Genomic DNA, 17450 nt, shown 5'->3' on the forward strand with positions numbered 1-17450 from the left:
TTATCAAAACGATATTCTTTTACCAGAATTACTTCACTAGCTTTTCGAAAGTTACTGACTGTCCTTTTTGCTGATAAGAAAGGTTATTGGCACTGGCCAATACGGTTAAGATATCTTGAATTTGATCTTTGGAGACGAAGCCTGCCGTAATGCGATAATCTTGGATATCAGCTTGCTTGAAATGAAAGTTGAGGTGATATTTTTTGGTAAGTACCGCACAAACATCTAACAAACGATCATTATTAAAGCTAAAATCTCCGCGTTGCCAAACAATGGTGGTTGAGGCATCTACCTCACGTTTATCCATCGCTCCGTTTTTAGTATCTATACTCAATTGCTGATTAGGCAGCAAAATCATTGCTTTAACATTTACCGCATCTGATACCTGAACCTTCCCACGGGTTACCGCTACTTGGATATTGCTTAAATAATGGTAGGCCTTAATGTTAAATGCTGTGCCCAACACTTTTGTATTCACTCCTTTTGAGGTCACGATGAAAGGGTTAGATGGATCGTGGCTGATATCAAAGTAACCCTCACCTTCCGAAAGAAATACTTGACGCTTGCCTCTAGAGAATCGATCGGGATAACTGAACTTACTTCCTGCGTTTAACCAAACTTTAGAACCATCTGGCAAAGTAAGTTGCAACTGTTTGCCATCTTCCACTTTTTTCTCGATCATTACTACTGGATCTGCCCAATCGTGGAGATCATTTCTAAAAAAGAACAAACTGCCCAATAGCAAAACCAGTATCGCGGCAACCCTTAGTAGTGGCCAAAGGGTTCTCTTCTTTCCAAACAATTGTTGATCGATATTGCTTTTGATCCGTGCATCAGTAGATTGCTGTTCCAAGTCGCTCCACTCCCATTGACCTGCTTCCGATTGGGCATCAAACCATTCCTCTAAGGCCTTTTTTTCCTCAGCAGTACATTGGTTATTGCGATAACGCTCTAAAAGTGCTTTGATGCCGTTTATATCCATCCTGAAACAATATCCCGAAAATTAGGCTTTGGTAGTAGATATTTCAAAATATTTTTGCAACAAACTATGTTTCAACAGAATAAAATTAAAAGAAATTACTTCTGAAGTAACAACCAGTGGAACAATAGCCCTGCGCTTAGCACCACATCATGGTTAAGTACAATTCTGAAATGCTTGAGGGCGTTATTGATTTGCTTCTTTACGGTTTTGTCCGAAATCTGCAGTTTTTCTGAAATCTCTTTATGGCTAAGGTTTTCTTTTCTGCTCAGCACAAATACTTCTCTCATTTTTGAAGGAAGCTTTTCCAGTTCATGATCGATAAGGGTATTGAGCTCCTTGGCCGCTATCGATTCGTTTAACGTATCTTGCCTAGAAGTAAAGTGGTCGATAAGATGCTCTACATGCTTGCCTTTTTTAAGCTGGTCTTGAATAAAATTGATGCCTTTAAAACGAGCTGCCGTGAAAAGATAGCCTGAAAGTGTACTTTGATTGGCAATCTCCATCCTTCTTTGCCATAGCGACACGAATATTTCCTGCACAATGTCTTCCGCGGCATCTTTGTCCCTAATTACCTTCACTACATATAAAAACAGCTTTTGCCAATAGGTATGATAAATTTGATCGAAGGCATTTCGATCGCCATTGCACAGCAAACGGAACAGGTGTTCCTCGTCCGGAAGTGGTGTATTCTTATCAGGCATTTTATATTTGGCTAAACTAATTTAGTAAGGTTAAATTAAAGTTTACTAAACATTATTAAAAATACTGATAAGAGAACGACCAAAAACCTCGCAGGTTTTGGAAACCTGCGAGGTTTATTGCCTCTACGTCATCTCGACCGTAGCGGAGAGATCTTTTAACAAACCATTTTTTACAAGTCCAAAGATTCCTCCACTCGCTGCGCTGCGGTCGAAATGACGGGAATTCCAAAGCCATGCGCTATATCCCCCTCTTGGAGGGGGCAGGGGGAGGTTTTAGCAACGTTGGTTCTTCTGTATTCTTAAAAACCTCTCAGGTTTTGAAAACCTGCGAGGTCTATTGCCTCTACGTCATCTCGACCGTAGCGGAGAGATCTTTTAACAAACCAATTTTATAAGTCCAAAGATTTCTCCGCTCGCTGCGCTGCGGTCGAAATGACGGGAACAACCCACCTGCCGTCATTTCGACGATAGGGAGAAATCTAACGATTTGTATATTCGATGATATCAATTATAAATTGCTAGATTTCTCTTCGTCGTGCCTCCTCATCGAAATGACGGGAATGCCAAAGCCATGCGCTATATCCCCCTCTTGGAGGGGGCAGGGGGAGGTTTTAGCAACGTTGGTTGTTCTGTATTCTTAAAAACCTCGTAGGTTTTGGAAACCTGCGAGGTTTATCACCTCTTCCGTCATTTCGATCGTAGCGGAGAGATATTTTAACAAAGTCAATTTTATAAGTCCAAAGATTTCTCCGCTCGCTGCGCTGCGGTCGAAATGACGGTTGAGTGTAAAACCTACAAAGTTTGCAAAGACTTCTTCTTAAAATTCACTTCAGAAATTAGTGTGGCTACAAAAATAAGTGCCCCACCCAAAAGCAAACGCCAAGTAAGGTACTCATCCAAAATAAAGAATGCTGCAATGGCACCAAATACAGGTTCAAAAAGATAAATGACCGCTACACGCTCTGCACTGATATATCGCTGTGCGATATTGGAAATAGAATACATGTAAGCGGTAGAGAACAATCCGCAGAAAACAATGCCTATCCAAAAAGTATTGCTTTCTGGAAACCAATTGGCTTGGTCATCATTTAACGCCAAACCAAAGGTTAACAATGCACAAGTAGCAAACATAGGAATAATGGTAGGGATCAGATTCTTTTTGGAGGCTTGTTGCTCCACCAAAATGAGGTATGCAGCAAAGCAAAATGCACCTGCAATGGTGTACAAATCGCCCGTACCGATACTCAATTGGCCATTTATAGAAATGACAAACAACCCAATAAGGGCAACAACGGCTGCAATCCATATTTTAAAAGGGGCAGCTTTTCGATAAAGCATTAACTTAAACAATGGCACAATTACAACACTGGTGCCAGCAATAAAAGCACATTGTGAAGCATTGGTATTTTGAATGCCTAGTGTTTGTAGTTGGATTCCCAAAAACAAAGGGATAGCCAGCATTGCACCTGTTTTAATGGCAACTAAATCTGTCTTCACCAAATGTTTCCAAAAAATGATGGATAGCACCAAGGTTGCCATTAAAAACCGATAGAACAGAAAGGTCGTGGTTGACTCACTTCCCATGGCTAGTTTAGTCACCGAAAATGAAATGCCCCAAAAGGCAGTTCCTAAAATTAACAGTAGCAGTAATAAGTTCTTCTTTTCCATTTATTGTCACTCTAAAACTTTCTTCATCATAATATCGATTTGGCGGTCATCGCCCAACATAAAAACGTGCTCATCAAAAGCGACAAAGCCATTCTTTTTGTAAAAGCTCATGGCTCTGAAATTCTTCTCCCACACGCCCAACCAAACATGCGCTACTTCTAATTGTTGCGCAACTTCAATGGCTTTGTTGTAAAGCAACTGTCCCACTTTTTTACCGTGATAGTCTTGCAACACATAAATTCTCTCTATTTCAAGCGCATTTTCATGGGCATTCTCTTTTTGTGCTTCACCAATATTGAGTTTGAGGTAACCAATCACTTCATTGTTGAGCTCTGCAAAATAAAAGGGTGATAATGGGTTGCTTAGTTCCTTGCTTAATTGTGCCACGGAAAAGCTTTCCTCCAAATATTTTTGCATGTTTTCTTCCGTATTGATGTCGGCAAAAGTCTCTAAAAAAGTTATCCTACTGATATGTTGAAGCGCGTCCACCTCATCGATGTTTAATGGCCTTATTGTTATATTTTCCATAGCGCAAATCTACCCAACCAACAAATGCAATAAAATGCTATTTTATCATTTATTAATGCATATATTGCATTAATGGATCTCCAACAAATCAGGTATTTTTTAGCTTTATCTCGCGATCTTCATTACTGGAATACCGCAGCAAAGATGAACATCACCCAATCAGCACTTACCCGTCAAATTCAATCGTTAGAGAGTGAGCTGGGCCTTTTATTGTTCGAACGAAATAAGCGTAATGTAAAACTCACCCCAGCGGGACGTTTTCTGAAGGACAAGTGGGAAGTAGAAATTAACGAAATTGAATACATCCATCAGTTTGCCAAACAAATCCATTTGGGTGAAAGCGGTACCATTAGAATTGCTTACCCTGATTCAATCTCAGCTTCTATCATGCCTGAAATTTTGGCGCATATCGCACAAGAATATCCCAAACTACAGATAGAACTGGTGCAGGTTTTATATGAAAACCAACAGGAGTTTTTAAAGAATTACAAAATTGATCTGATCATTACGAGAGATGTTAACGGTCCTCCAGGTATTAAATCCAAGAAGATTTATACCGATCACTTAGCTTTGGTTGTTCCTGAAGATCATCCTTTTCAAAGCGTCGAAGACCTGTCTACAGCAACACTATCCCAGCAAAAATTCATATTGCCTACCATTGATGAGGGAAGTAGTTACGGTCACATCATTCAACAGCTGTTTAGCACTTTTGATTTTGTGCCTGACGTTTACCTCCACTCTGAGTTTGGTTCCATCATTATTGCACTGGTAAGAAAAGGACTTGGCATTGCCATTTTACCCGATTCTTATCAATATCACGACAGCCCTGGTTTAAGGTTTATTAAACTTTCCTTTAAAACTGATTTATACCTTAACTGGAGAACCGATGACCACAACCCCATCCTTTCCAATGTATTGCAACTGATTTTAAATAAGATTAGTAAAGTGGATTAGTTTAATCTTGCATCACTTTTAGATTGCTTGCGTACCTCGCAATGACGCTTCGATTGATATGCTTGAGTACCTGTTCCTTCATTGCGAGGCACCAAGCAATCTCTTTAAACTACTGAACAAAGAGAAATAAAAATCATTTAAAAAGGTATTTTAGCACCCAATACACAATGAATGAAAAAAGTATATTCGGAATATAAATTCTTTGGAGGTTTTAGCTTACTGCTTATTCTAAGCGGTCTGGCCACATTCCTCAGCTATGAGCTTTTAACATCCACACTAAACAGAGAAGAGAATCTGTTTGAAGATACTAGCTTAATCATATTCGTTAGCAGCATAATTGTGATTAACCTTCTATTTATCCTCTTATTTATTAGTCAGTGTAGATTTATCATTGCTGACGCCAATGGAATCAAGTTTATAAACCCGATTTTACCATTTCTAAGAAAATCATATTCATGGTCTTACTTTGACTATTATGTCATCGTTGATGAACATTCACGCTACAACACACATGAAGCAGTGTGGTTAATTAAAGATGAAAAAATAATGAAACGGTTTTCTAGTTTTTATTATGCTAATTATCATACCATAAAGGCTCAAATCAAAACAAAATCAAGAGGTAAGAAAAACCTCAATCCATTTCTACAGTTTTTCGCTCTTCTTCGATTGAAAAAAATAAGAGGATAACCGTTTATACAATTCCATCTCTTTTTGCTTTGCGTAAAGCAGGACCCAATACCTTTACCCGCAATTGATGGTGCAGGGCTTCATATTCATTGATACAAATCGAAAGATCGGCCAATAAGGTGTGGTAACGTTGATATAGTTTAGAAAGTGCCTTAGCATTTTGAACAGCACCAGCCCTTTCTTCTCCCAACAAACTTTCCATTTGTTTAAGTGCGTAAATAACAGATTGGTGTTCTTGTTTACTAATGGCTTTCATGTTTAGGTATTTCGTAAAACTTTATCAATCCTACTGTACATCATGCTAATAGGATTGACAAAGTCATAACCACTATTTTTACTTCTTTTGTTTATTTAAATCAGTAAACACTGCTGCTTTATCTTTACTTGTTTTTTTTAATTTGAAGCTATCGAAAACCTCTCCTGTTGCTTTATAGGCAGTGTAAGTAAGATTTTCACCATCCACATTAATGATTTGGAACAACTGCGTATTTTCTGCAAAGACATCCATCCATTTTGGATTAACATCTACCTTATACATTTTTGGACCAGCTACCGAAACCACATACATAGGGCCACCCACTTTTCCTGATACTCCCGTAGGTAAATTTTGTCCTCTGCTATAAGTATGATCATGCCCCTGCATTAACAAATCCACATGGTATTTATCAAAAAGTGGTTTAAAAAGCTCCCTAAACTCTTTGTTATCTCTGCCTTTAGCGGTAGAATAAATAGGATGATGATAAGTTATCATGGTCCAACGCTTCGGGTTATTCTTTAGTACTTCCTCTAACCATTTCGCCTGTATTTTTAAAGACGTAGAGTCAAGCACAATCATTTGTGAGTTCAAAGAAATAATACGGACATTGGCATAATCTACATAGTAAACTGATTCTTCCAATCCTTTGGGGCCATTTTCTGGCAAGGTATATTGTGCTCTCCAGTGCGGATCTAAGGTTAAGGTTCGCTTCTCATCACGGAAATACTCATGATTGCCAGAAGAAGGAATGCTTGGGATCATGCCATTGATAAAACCACCACCAAAATGCCACTCGCCCCACTCGTTATCATTGTTAGAACGATTGATCAAATCGCCTGCGTGTACAATAAAGCGGGCATCACCATAAGTGGCGAAAGCTTTTCTAATCACCCTCGACCATTTAGAACGAATGTCATTCTGCGCATCGCCTAAATAAATAAACGAGAAAGGCTGCTCCTTTTCTGGAGCGGTCTTAAATTGAAACCATTCGCTCCAATGGGTACCATCGCCTACCCTATAGGTGTACAATTTATTGGGGGTTAGGCCTTCAAAAGTGACGCTATGATAATTAGCCGTTTCATAAGCGGCACCTTTTAGCACTTCAGTTTTTGCTTCATATTCTTTTGCTTCTGGTTTATCCAATTTTGGAGAACTGTCTTCTACCAAAACCTGTGCAAAGCTTTTATTCACAGTACTGTCTGTACGCCAAGTAACCGACTGCGTTGTTTTTGGATCGGCAGACCAAGTCAGGATAATCCTATCTGGAAATTTGCCAGCTTTAAACTCTTGTGCCTTTGCTAAAGTTGGCAGCACTAAAGCTAGTGCCGCCAAAAAGAAACTCTTTTTCTTAAAAGTCATTCTCATATTTAATAAAATGGATTGTATTTGAAACCTAGATTAGCCCATCTAGAATAGTATTTATGATCATTAGGTCTGCCATCACCGAAATCAAGTATGTTTTGTGCATTGTTAATGTTGCTAATTCCCATGAAAATGGTAAAACGCTTGTTGATTTTTTGAGAAGCAGAAAAGTCTAATTGTACCCTTCCTTTTTCCATCAAATCATTGGCTTCTACATCTGCCAACTCATTGATATAGGTGTCATAGAAGTTAAGTGACAAACGACCAGAGAACCCATATTTCTCATACGACAAGGATGCATTACCCACTTTAGGGCGCATAGAGGGTAAACGAACCGTACGATCGCTTACAATGCCTGGCACCTTAAACTTAGATTGTATTTGAGTGTAGTTAGCGTAGATCCCAAATCCATTCCAAAAGCCTGGCAAAAAGGTCAATTGTTGCTGCCAAGCTACCTCAAAACCATACACATGTGCATTAGCACCGTTCACCGTTTGTGTTACTTGATATTTGTCGTAGGTACCGCCTTGTTGTGTATAAATGCTTTCATAAATATAGTTGCTGATGTTTTTATAGAATACTCCTCCAGAAATTAAACCTAATGATTTCAAATAGTGCTCAAATAGCAAATCGTAATTCACCGAAGTCGCTTGATCTAAATCAGGATTCCCCTTCTTCATCCGTTTTCTACGGGTTTCAATTTCCTCCCAAGGCACTAAGTCGTAATAACCTGGCCTAGACAATGATTTGGTTACCGCAGCTCTTAAATTGGTACTTGGTGAAAGTGCATATTTCAAGTTTAAACTAGGGAAAAAACCATTGAAAGAAGAGTTAACCGCTACTTTTCTAGTGGCCACATAATTCCCCTTATCATCAAAACTCACAATATTACCATTGTATTCGAAACCTGTATTTTCATACCTCACACCAGTAATGATATCTAACTTATTCAAAGTCAACTTACCCATTACATAACCAGCCTGCATATTCTCTTTACCATTGTACGAATCAGGATCGGTGTTTTGTCTGATATAGGTTTCATTGTTATTAAATAGCGATAAATTGTTTTGATAATATTGCTCCATCAAATAACCATTGGCAATAGCTCCCGACAAGTCATAATGTCCGTTGAAATAGTTTTTCCTCGAATAATCTGAAAGGAAATCAGACATGGCTAACTTACCTGTCTTTAAAGAATATTGATAATAGCTTCTGGTGTGGTCATCTTCCTTATATTTCATTCGACCACCAAACTTGAACATGAATTTGTTCTTATCACTCAAATCAAAAGTACGTTCGATGTTTAATGAACCTTGAACATCCTTGTCGTGGGCAATTTGATGTCTGTTTACATAGTTTGAAGTAAAATATTGGCTGGCATCATTCGGATTTCCAGTAGTAAAATTAAACTGCGGTGCTCTTGGGTTAGACATATCCATGTTAGCTGCCATACCCGAGTTGGTAAAATAACCATCGTAATAAGTAGGTTGGTCATAAAGACCGCTGGCAAAAGTGACATCTACATTTCCAATCCAATTGGCAATATTTGTTTTAGCACCTGCCGATACACTGAACAAATCTCTATTGTAATCTCTTGGCGTACCGCTTGAACCTATGGTTACTCCTGTCACCGCATCTTCTGTAGTATAGCTCCCTATGCTGTAGCTTTTGGTGCCTCGGGTTTGTAGTTCGTAAAATTTATTATAGTTACCGCGTACATAGATTTGGCTTTTTTGGTTGGGGAAGAAACTTAACTCGCCTTGCACCCCAATGTTTTCCCTGTTCAAATCAGAACCTTCCAATTCCAAGTTCGATAGCTTAAGCTTCTCTACGCCATTGATGGTATAGGTATCGTAATCTTTTTGTACCCTATCTTCACCACGATTGGTATTGCTATAGTTTACGCCAATTAAATAAGCGATCTTGTTTTTGCGCTCGCCATAGTTAAAAGCACCGTCAAAATTCTGTTTACCCAGCAAAAAGTTGTTACCAAATGAACCTTTTACCTGAAACTGCTTAGCGCCAATTTTAGGAGTTTTAGAAATAATGTTCACTGAACCTGCAGTAGCATCGGCCTCCATGTCTGGCGTTAACGTTTTGTTCACTTCAATGGCTTCTACCGTTGAAGAAAGAATACCATTTAAATCGATATCTCTAGAGTTGGTTTGGGTAGAAGGCAACCTGTTTCCGTTTAAGGTTACCGAACCCATGCTTTGGTCTAAACCTCTAATGATGATATTTCTAGGTAAACCATAGCTTAAATCCATGGCAATACCTGGTACTCTTTGCATGGCTTCACCCACCGTAGCGTCAGGAAAACGTTCTATTTGCTCTTCAGATAGCACGTATTTCACGTTATCTGCATTTTGCATGTTGTTTAAGGCCACACTTTCTCCCCTACGAATACCCGTAACGGTAATCCCTTTCATATCGTTGCTCTCGCTGGTCAGCTTTAAATCGGCATTATTTACTTTACCGCTGATCACGTCCACCGTAGTTTCAAAAGTTTTAAAACCGATATAGCTAATTCTTAAAGTGGCTTTACCTGCTGCAATGTTACTCAACACAAAATAGCCGTTCATGTCTGTCATGGCTTTTTGGTTGGTTCCTTTTACAATTACCGTAGCATAGGGTAATATTTGGTTGTTGGCCTGATCTTTTACATAACCTACAATAGTGCCTGGTTTTTCTTGGATCAAAGTCTTCACTTCTACTTTACGTAGTACCACCATCATGCCATTTTCAACGGCCTGTAAATCGTGCTTTTTTAACAAAGGAGTAAGAATTGCCCTTGCTGTTTTAGATTGATCACTTATAGAAACTTTATCTGTAACAGATTCTTTATTGGTGTAAATAAAACTTACGCCAGTTTTGCGTTCAATCTCTTTTAGTAACTCAGGGAAAGAACTGTTTTTAAGATAGATGTCGATTCTTTTATCTAAACCATATTGTGCCTTTACCATGGCTGCATTTCCTATGGTTAAGCAAAGGGTAGATAGTAAGCAGAAGATTAAGCTAAGGCGCATAAAAATTCCTTTTGGGTTAAATAACCCATTGTTTTTTTTCATAAATTTGTTTGTTAATGATTATTACCGTTAATAATTTTTAATCATTGCCAATGGTGTGCAAACCGTAGGCAATAAGAATTTTAGCCATTTCTGTTAGCGCAGAAGTGGCTTTTTATTTTTACTTACATGATTGCCCTCCTTTGATATAAATTGTTCGACCATGCTCGTTAATCTTTAGATGAAGGGAAGTGCTTAGAGCGGTTAAAATGGTTTTTAAGGATTGATTTGGAAACTTAGCAGTGAGCTTGCAACCTTCAAAATCTACTTCGTTAAATTTAAAGTCCACATCAAATTTGCGGGCTAAAATGGCAAATACTTCTTGCGGGGCGGTTTGGTCAAACACCAAATTTCCATTTAGCCAAGTAGCTACGTCTGCGGTTTCAATGTTCACTTTTTCTATTTTCCCATTTTCTGGGTGATATACCAAACGATTTCCAGGCAGCAACATGGTCGGCTTACTTAAGCGATCTCCTTTTAAGACAACCCCTACCTTTCCTGTTTTTACGGTTACGGAGTTCTGTTCGCTGTCTTTATAGGAACTTACATTGAAACTGGTTCCATAAACAATGGTTCTCAGGTCTCCGCTTTCTACCACAAATGGCTGCTGCTGATGATGGGTTACTTCAAAGAATGCTTCACCTGTTAAACGAATATTCCTTGTTTTCTGAGAGCGAAAGTCTTTAAGGTAACTCACTTCACTACCCGCATTAAGCCAAACAATAGAACTATCGGGCAAAACAACCTTTAGCATTTTACCATTACTGGCTTTATGAATGCTATATACGCTTACTTCACTACTCGCTACTTGTTGCTTAGATTTAGTGAGATAATAAAGCGTTAAGGAAGTAACTAGTGCTAATGATGCGGCTATACTATATCTCTTAATCCCTTTTAGCGACCATCCTTTACTTTTCTCTAAAGCAGGATTTAGGAGGATTGGTTCAACCGAAGGCTTATTGTTGGTTGGCAACATGCCTGTTAAAGCCCAAAGCTGTTCGGTCTCGCGGTAAAGCTTTACATTTTCTTCACTGGTTTTTAACCACTGATCTAGATGCTGCTTGCTCGCTGGCGTTTCAACACCTGTTAGCCTTTTAATAATACTATTCCAAATTTGATCTTCCATGAACAGATTTCTTACTCTTAAAGACAGGAAACCTAGGGAAAATACGGGCTGGCGGAGGTTAAGTATTCGTTAACTTTTGATCAACTAAATGTTTTGCTTGTGCATGTATAAATTGCATGCTTTTGGAGAGGTGATCCTCTACCGTCCTCACGGAAATATTTAGTAATTCGGCAATTTCAGCATAGCTTAATTCCTCGAAACGAAACATTTTAAATACCAACTGTCTTTTTGCGGGAAGTCTCGAAATTACCTTTTCCAGAAACAGTAGCTTATCATTGGTATCCTCCATGTCCTCTACACTTAACGCTCCGTCTGAAAGGACTTCAAGTTCCGAAAAATCTTTGAGCACCACATGATCCCTGCGCTGCTGCAAATAATTTAAGCAAGCGTTCTTGACCGACTTGTAGAGATAATTTTTGATATAGAATGGCTTTTGTTTACCATTCCAAAGTTTAATGAAGGTATCATTCACTACGCTTTTGGCGGCTTCCATATCATTAAGGTAATAGAAAGCATAGTTATAGAGCATGTCGCTAAAACGATTAAACAGCGATTCGAAGTCTATAGCGCTATATTCCCCAAGTTCTGGTGTATAACGATTTGTCTGTTGCTGAATTTCCATGCGATACCAGCCACAAACTTCACGATATCGTGTAAACAAAAGATTAAAATGAAGTTAACCTTAGTGCAAATCAATTCCTGCTATCGTCTTTCGGCATATTGTTCCATCCTTTTGGCTTTTCTCAAGGCTGGCGCCAACACCTTCACCCGCAAATGATGATGCAGGGTTTCATATTCATTAATACAAACCGAAAGGTCTGCCAATAAGGCGTGGTAACGTTGATATAATTTAGAGAGCGTTTTTGCATGGACGGCACTTGCCGTTCCTTCGTCCAACAAGCTTTCCATTTGTTTAAGGGCGTAAATAACGGATTGATGTTCTCGTTTACTAATGGCTTTCATGTTTAGATCTAAAAAAGGTTTAAGATTGCTTCGTGCCTCGCAATGACATAATAGATAGGTAATGACGTAAACGAAAGTGACGGCTAATAGGAACAATGAAATGTGATCAGCGTCATTGCGAGTTTACGAAGCAATTCTTAATGAACTTCGGGCTTAATAATTCACTTGTTTAAACAGAGCCGCTATATCCAATTGATTGGTAGTTGGCGTTATAAAATAAGTTTGCACCCTGCCCTTCTCTCCTTTTTTAGGAATGGAAAGTGTTCCCGTAGAGAATTGGCTCATGTAAGCATCATCATTAAAAGCCCATTGATCCACGGTACCCGCTTTTACAAAATGCCAAGTATAACTACTACTGGTATTGGTAAATCCTGTGGTGGTAACATATTCTGAATAGCTCCAAGTCCCTGGTTTTACATTTTTAGCGATAGACACCATCTCTCCCTTTTCATTTTTCATATAAATATCCAACACGTCATCGCTTTGTGGATAATGAACATAAAATGCCATTTTATTGGTTGCAGGATCTGCAGCTGGTGCTTTAATCTCTAATGGGCTTCCATTTAGGAAAACAAAAGGAAAAAAACGTTCCAAATCCTTATTACCTAAGGTAAGCGTACTTTGGTACACTTCTTTTCCAGAAACCAAATCTTTGATTTTAAGCACCGCCTGTCCTTTAGTAGAAGGATAAGTATATACGTTGCGGAAGTTTAACAATTTATCTGGAGCAGTTTTAAATTTATCGTAAACTACAGTGTCTATGGTTACTAGTAACTCGCTGTTGCCCACATTATAACCGCCAATTTGGATGCTCACTGCTTTGGTGGTAATGTCTTCTTTGTTGCAGGCAGCAAGCACCATTGTTATCACAGCAAAAAGTGTCAATCTTTTAATATTATTCATCATTTGTTTCATGGTTAAAGGTCTAATCGGGTCGCAAATCTCATGATGTTTCCCATAGGAGCTTCAGAAAAGATATAAAGTTTAGAAGAGGCGGAAGAAGCTGCAGGTTTTGGCGCAGTCGAATTGAGCGCATTCCAAGTGTAACTGGTTCCATCAATGTAAGGGATATTGGTTCCTGGCTTGCAAATACGCACTACAAACGATACGGAAGTCATTACCCCGTTATAATCTTGGCGGGCAGTAGAAAAAGTACCAATGCTTACTGGTGTGCTGAACTCGTTAGGTTTTACATTTTTGGCCCTAGCCAATTCCTCAAAAACCTGTGGGGTTACGTAATATTTCCCTATCACGAAGTCAACTGGCTCTGTATAATTGGTTACTGTAGGTTGAAACCTGTACACCAAGCTAATTTTATCCGTTTCAACGGCTGGTTTAGTAGGCATCGAACTAATTTTTCCATCCATATAAAGGAAATTTACCTTTGCTTCACCATCTTCCTTTTTAAGCTCCTTTTCTAGCACCAATTTTCCAGTCCCATTTTCGAAAATGTTAAGTTTAATCTTGTTTTCTGCTGAATTAAAGCTATAGGCATCGCTTAAATTAAAACTGGTATTGGGCTGTATTGGAGACCGAAAAGCGGCTGATCCCACTTTAATGTCCAACTGTTCATTACTTCCATTATAACCGTTTACGTTAATGCGATATAACTCTGCTTTGTAAAACTGTTCTGATTTGCTGCAAGCGGCCAAAGTTAACAGCGCAACACTTAGGCCAGCGAGATATAGTTTATTTAATTTCATTGTTTTAATATTAAAATCGACGTTAAAAACTGTAAGAAAGGCTTAAACTAAATGAGGTACCCACCTTGCGGGCAAAAGTTTGGATATCCCCTACACGTCTCACTTTTCCCTCCGTAGAAGGTTCGTAATAGCCCTCTTCATACTTCTCGGTAAAGCCATTTTTCCATTCATACACATCCGACCACTCTACCATCGTCATTGAATTGGATCCAGGTTTTATGTTGTACGTTGTCTGCGAATTCATGAAAAAACGAAAAGGGCTGTTCAACAGGTTGCTCATGTTTAACTTAGCTTCCATTCTTTTGCTTTTCAGCAATTTGTAGCTTAACTGGGCGTCCAATTGGTTGCGCGGGCGTTCTATTTCCGAATACTGTGGTTGCATCCCTACCGTAAAGGTTTTATGACCTGAGTGGTTAAAGGCTACGTTGGCACTTAAACGCTCGCCTACATATTGTAGCGCAATATTGTACAGTACGGGTACTTGTCCATAAAGTGGTCTTTTCTCTCTTAAGTAAGTTTTATTTTTATAGGCATAAGTTCTACCATCTTTATCTGATCCAACACCCATGGTGCTATAACGGAAAGCGCTGGCCTGCACTTCAGAATCCTGAATAGTAAGGTTACCGCTGAAGTACATGTTGCTTAAAAACTTCCAGCTGTTGTTAATGAAGCCTAAATTCTTACGCAAATCAAATTCCCAACCTCTTACATCCGCATAATCAGAGTTGGCCGTCAACAAATCAACAGCACCACTGGTATTGGTAATATCCAAGTACATTTCCACTGGATTTTTAAAGTACTTTTTGAAATACCCAACAGAAATAGTTTCCCCTGCTGAAGGATACCATTCGGCCCTAAAATCATAATGAGAAATGATGGTTGAAATGACCCCTACATTACGCTGGATGCGACTATATTCATAATTGAAACGAGAAAAACTTGAGTTTTCGATAAGTGCTGGCCTTACTGCTGATTTTGCATACGAAGCACGGATGTTAAAATTAGCAACGGGTGTAATGGTCAAGTTTACGGAAGGCATATACAACCATTTTTTTTCATCGGCACTTGCATTTTGTGTTTGGTGCACAACATTACCCGTTTCAGGATCAACAAAACGCTTCTTATCTTCATTTTGCATGTCAGATTGAGCCACTTTATCCGCAGCAGAATCTTTGATTTTATCATAGCGGTAATACTCGCCCCTAATTCCCCATACCAAACGTAACCAGCTACCTAATCTATTGTCCATCATGCCATACCAAGCTTGATTATTATTCTTGCCTGTATAGTTAGTGTTATTAAAATCAGAAGGATAATAGAATAAATCATGCAATGGATCATTGAAATTGATATTCCACTGTTGTATGGGTTTAAAACCATCATTAAGGCCTACAGCCACCCCTACAGGTAAAACGCTCCAAGCAAGGTCGCCCTTTTTCTCTAAAAACTGATAGCCAGTTTTAAAAATCTGCCCATGTTTACCAATGTTGAATTTATAACTCAATGATGCATCAGCTGACCAGTTGGTTTCTACGTATTTGTAAGAAGAGCGGCTCAACGGCCCAGGGTTATTGGTAAAATTACCTAATGTATAAATATAGTTGGTGGCATTTAAGGTTGTAGAAGGTGCCAAATTAGCATCTACCGCATCTTGCTCATGGTTATCCACACTATTACGTGCTACGCCCCAATCTAATTTAAACTTACCTAAGTTATGCTCTCCCGTTACACGATTTTGCAACAGATTGATAAACTTAGGACGATCATATTCATTAATTAGTGGACTTTCTGCACGCCCAATATCCTCGCCCCAGCCTGTAATACGGAAAAATTGGTTGGCAAAAACTCTCGAATAAAAGTTACGTGAGGTGATTTTATGGTTTGTATTACTCCAACCCATATTAAATAATCCCCCCCAACTGGTGGTGAAATTATATCGGCCTGCTAAATTTTCTTCAAATTCCTGATGAGTTGTTGGATCATATAGATTTTTGTTCATCTTATTAAAGCTACCACGCTCAAATTTCATGATGTTATCGATGGCCTGCTCGTTACGATAGCTAATGGACCCTACAAAACCAAAGCGACTGTTTTTTAAACCGTAGCTACGGCCCAAGCTAAACTGATAGTTTTGTCCAGGAGCAGTTTGATAAATGCGAGTCCCCAATCTTTCCAAGCCTCCTATCCTTTTGTTTTGTGCGGCAATCATATCAGGCGTAATCTTAGCTACACCTGGCGGCGGTGTCCAACCCTGAGGATTGGTGGGGTTATAGTTAGACTGAGTGAAAATCACTAAATCTTTAGGAAAATGATCTCTCCCCCCGTCATCAAAACCTAAGTAATCCTGCTTACCTCGTTGATAGCCCAAAAAGTCTTTACCAGTACTGCCATTAATGTATTTAGTACCAATGTTTAAAGAAATAAAATCTTTGTTGGGAATAGCCATGGTATTTAACTGTACCATACCTCCACCAAAACCAAAGCTCATATCTGGCATTGCAGTTTTAGATACGATAACGTTATCCACTAAGTTGCTCGGGATAATATCAAACTCAAAGTCACGCACCTGCACATCAGTACTTGGCAAAGCTGCCCCGTCCATCATAGCCAAATTATAACGTTCAGCAATCCCCCTAATCACCACTCTGCGGTTATCGGTAGTACTTACTCCCGAAATACGTTTCAACGTTTCGCCAATGTTCTTATCAGGCAAAGCCGACATCTGTTCACGGCTAATACCATTGGAAATGCTCGCATCATTTTTCTGACGGGCGTACAAGGCATTAATACTTTCGGTTTTAAAAGTTCCCGTCACCACTACCTGATCTAGGCTATTGTTGGCTGGCTTTAGGGTAATATCCAAACTGGTCAACTGCCCTGCTTTCACCTCTATCTCTGTAATGCGCTTGGTTTGAAAAGAGATAAAGCTAATCTCAAGCGTATAGGTCCCCGCTGGAACGTTGAGGGTATAAGTGCCATCCACATTACTTTGAGCACCCTGCCCTGTTTGTACCAACTTAATATTGGCGCCTGGTAAGGGCTCGCCTCGGTCATCAATAATTTTACCCGCAATACGACCTGGTTGCTGCTTACGTACTTTGGGATTGAAATACAAAACCACAGCCCCTCCTTGCTCTTTAAAGGCTACATTACTGTGTTGCAACAATTGGTTAAGGATAGTTTTTAGTTTTTCTTCATGATAATTTGCGGCCTTAACCGATACATTTTTAGCAAGTGACGGATCATAGGCAAACCTTACGTTGGCTTTAGCACGCAACTGTTCCAAGGCTACTGATAGGGATTGTCCTTCTTTAAACTGAACATCTACTTTGGTCTCAAGTGACTGAGAATGTGCCTCGCCTGCAAACAGCGAGGTCATGATATTGATGGAAATAAAATATAGGATCAGTGATATTTTCACACCTATTTTAATTATAGACATTAATTTTTAATAC

15 protein-coding genes are annotated in these 17450 nt (G+C 39.1%); 2 read left to right on the forward strand and 13 right to left on the reverse strand.

What is annotated here, in order from left to right:
* Positions 1-28 precede the first annotated feature (28 nt).
* The 4 genes from DUT70_RS05645 to DUT70_RS05660 form a co-directional block, all read right to left on the reverse strand.
* Entirely contained in the window at positions 29-982 is a 954-nt protein-coding gene (locus tag DUT70_RS05645; RefSeq protein ID WP_113646278.1) for a FecR family protein, read from the reverse strand.
* 95 nt (positions 983-1077) lie between these two features.
* Positions 1078-1683: an RNA polymerase sigma-70 factor gene (locus DUT70_RS05650; RefSeq protein ID WP_113646279.1), complete on the reverse strand. Its 606-nt coding sequence runs from the start codon at positions 1681-1683 to the stop codon at positions 1078-1080.
* 792 nt (positions 1684-2475) lie between these two features.
* Positions 2476-3351, reverse strand: coding sequence for a DMT family transporter (locus DUT70_RS05655; protein WP_113646280.1), 876 nt, complete (start codon positions 3349-3351; stop codon positions 2476-2478).
* Between the two features lie 6 nt (positions 3352-3357).
* Positions 3358-3879: a GNAT family N-acetyltransferase gene (locus tag DUT70_RS05660; RefSeq protein ID WP_113646281.1), complete on the reverse strand. Its 522-nt coding sequence runs from the start codon at positions 3877-3879 to the stop codon at positions 3358-3360.
* A 72-nt stretch (positions 3880-3951) separates the two neighbouring features.
* Here DUT70_RS05660 and DUT70_RS05665 point away from each other — a divergent pair, with 72 nt between their 5' ends.
* Together DUT70_RS05665 and DUT70_RS05670 are read left to right on the forward strand one after the other, a co-directional pair.
* Positions 3952-4833 carry a LysR family transcriptional regulator gene (locus DUT70_RS05665; protein ID WP_113646282.1) on the forward strand — a complete coding sequence of 294 codons (882 nt, stop codon included), beginning with the start codon at positions 3952-3954 and terminating at the stop codon, positions 4831-4833.
* Between the two features lie 171 nt (positions 4834-5004).
* Positions 5005-5520 (forward strand): hypothetical protein, encoded by a 516-nt coding sequence (locus DUT70_RS05670; RefSeq protein WP_113646283.1) that lies wholly within the window; start codon positions 5005-5007, stop codon positions 5518-5520.
* Positions 5521-5524: 4 nt separating this feature from the next.
* Here DUT70_RS05670 and DUT70_RS05675 read toward each other — a convergent pair whose 3' ends face one another.
* From DUT70_RS05675 to DUT70_RS05715, 9 genes are all read right to left on the reverse strand, one after another.
* On the reverse strand, positions 5525-5776 hold the full coding sequence (locus DUT70_RS05675; RefSeq protein WP_113646284.1) for a hypothetical protein: 252 nt from the start codon (positions 5774-5776) through the stop codon (positions 5525-5527).
* A gap of 78 nt (positions 5777-5854) precedes the next feature.
* Entirely contained in the window at positions 5855-7135 is a 1281-nt protein-coding gene (locus tag DUT70_RS05680) for a purple acid phosphatase family protein (RefSeq protein ID WP_240432032.1), read from the reverse strand.
* An 8-nt stretch (positions 7136-7143) separates the two neighbouring features.
* A complete protein-coding gene (locus tag DUT70_RS05685) occupies positions 7144-10206 on the reverse strand; it encodes a TonB-dependent receptor (RefSeq protein ID WP_113646286.1) in 3063 nt (1020 codons plus the stop codon).
* A gap of 118 nt (positions 10207-10324) precedes the next feature.
* Positions 10325-11329, reverse strand: coding sequence for a FecR family protein (locus DUT70_RS05690; protein ID WP_113646287.1), 1005 nt, complete (start codon positions 11327-11329; stop codon positions 10325-10327).
* Between the two features lie 58 nt (positions 11330-11387).
* Positions 11388-11990 carry an RNA polymerase sigma-70 factor gene (locus DUT70_RS05695; RefSeq protein WP_128353303.1) on the reverse strand — a complete coding sequence of 201 codons (603 nt, stop codon included), beginning with the start codon at positions 11988-11990 and terminating at the stop codon, positions 11388-11390.
* 41 nt (positions 11991-12031) lie between these two features.
* Positions 12032-12292, reverse strand: a complete 261-nt coding sequence (locus tag DUT70_RS05700; protein WP_113646289.1) for a hypothetical protein — start codon at positions 12290-12292, stop codon at positions 12032-12034.
* 153 nt (positions 12293-12445) lie between these two features.
* The gene (locus tag DUT70_RS05705; protein WP_128353304.1) at positions 12446-13198 is read right to left on the reverse strand and encodes a hypothetical protein; all 753 of its coding nucleotides are present in this window, start codon (positions 13196-13198) and stop codon (positions 12446-12448) included.
* Between the two features lie 11 nt (positions 13199-13209).
* Positions 13210-13995 (reverse strand): hypothetical protein, encoded by a 786-nt coding sequence (locus DUT70_RS05710; protein WP_113646291.1) that lies wholly within the window; start codon positions 13993-13995, stop codon positions 13210-13212.
* 22 nt (positions 13996-14017) lie between these two features.
* Positions 14018-17437: a TonB-dependent receptor gene (locus DUT70_RS05715; protein WP_113646292.1), complete on the reverse strand. Its 3420-nt coding sequence runs from the start codon at positions 17435-17437 to the stop codon at positions 14018-14020.
* Positions 17438-17450 lie beyond the last annotated feature (13 nt).

It is taken from the genome of Pedobacter chitinilyticus, assembly GCF_003313385.1.
In the GTDB taxonomy this organism is placed as follows: Bacteria; Bacteroidota; Bacteroidia; order Sphingobacteriales; family Sphingobacteriaceae; genus Pedobacter; species Pedobacter chitinilyticus.

Bases quoted from the DNA above. Each gene is read 5' to 3' on its own strand.
- DUT70_RS05685 (WP_113646286.1), bottom strand. From the start codon at position 10,206: ATGAAAAAAAACAATGGGTTATTTAACCCAAAAGGAATTTTTATGCGC.
- DUT70_RS05655 (WP_113646280.1), bottom strand. From the start codon at position 3,351: ATGGAAAAGAAGAACTTATTACTGCTACTGTTAATTTTAGGAACTGCC.
- DUT70_RS05690 (WP_113646287.1), bottom strand. From the start codon at position 11,329: ATGGAAGATCAAATTTGGAATAGTATTATTAAAAGGCTAACAGGTGTT.
- DUT70_RS05675 (WP_113646284.1), bottom strand. From the start codon at position 5,776: ATGAAAGCCATTAGTAAACAAGAACACCAATCTGTTATTTACGCACTT.
- DUT70_RS05700 (WP_113646289.1), bottom strand. From the start codon at position 12,292: ATGAAAGCCATTAGTAAACGAGAACATCAATCCGTTATTTACGCCCTT.
- DUT70_RS05710 (WP_113646291.1), bottom strand. From the start codon at position 13,995: ATGAAATTAAATAAACTATATCTCGCTGGCCTAAGTGTTGCGCTGTTA.
- DUT70_RS05665 (WP_113646282.1), top strand. From the start codon at position 3,952: ATGGATCTCCAACAAATCAGGTATTTTTTAGCTTTATCTCGCGATCTT.
- DUT70_RS05680 (WP_240432032.1), bottom strand. From the start codon at position 7,135: ATGACTTTTAAGAAAAAGAGTTTCTTTTTGGCGGCACTAGCTTTAGTG.
- DUT70_RS05660 (WP_113646281.1), bottom strand. From the start codon at position 3,879: ATGGAAAATATAACAATAAGGCCATTAAACATCGATGAGGTGGACGCG.
- DUT70_RS05715 (WP_113646292.1), bottom strand. From the start codon at position 17,437: ATGTCTATAATTAAAATAGGTGTGAAAATATCACTGATCCTATATTTT.
- DUT70_RS05670 (WP_113646283.1), top strand. From the start codon at position 5,005: ATGAAAAAAGTATATTCGGAATATAAATTCTTTGGAGGTTTTAGCTTA.
- DUT70_RS05650 (WP_113646279.1), bottom strand. From the start codon at position 1,683: ATGCCTGATAAGAATACACCACTTCCGGACGAGGAACACCTGTTCCGT.
- DUT70_RS05645 (WP_113646278.1), bottom strand. From the start codon at position 982: ATGGATATAAACGGCATCAAAGCACTTTTAGAGCGTTATCGCAATAAC.
- DUT70_RS05705 (WP_128353304.1), bottom strand. From the start codon at position 13,198: ATGATGAATAATATTAAAAGATTGACACTTTTTGCTGTGATAACAATG.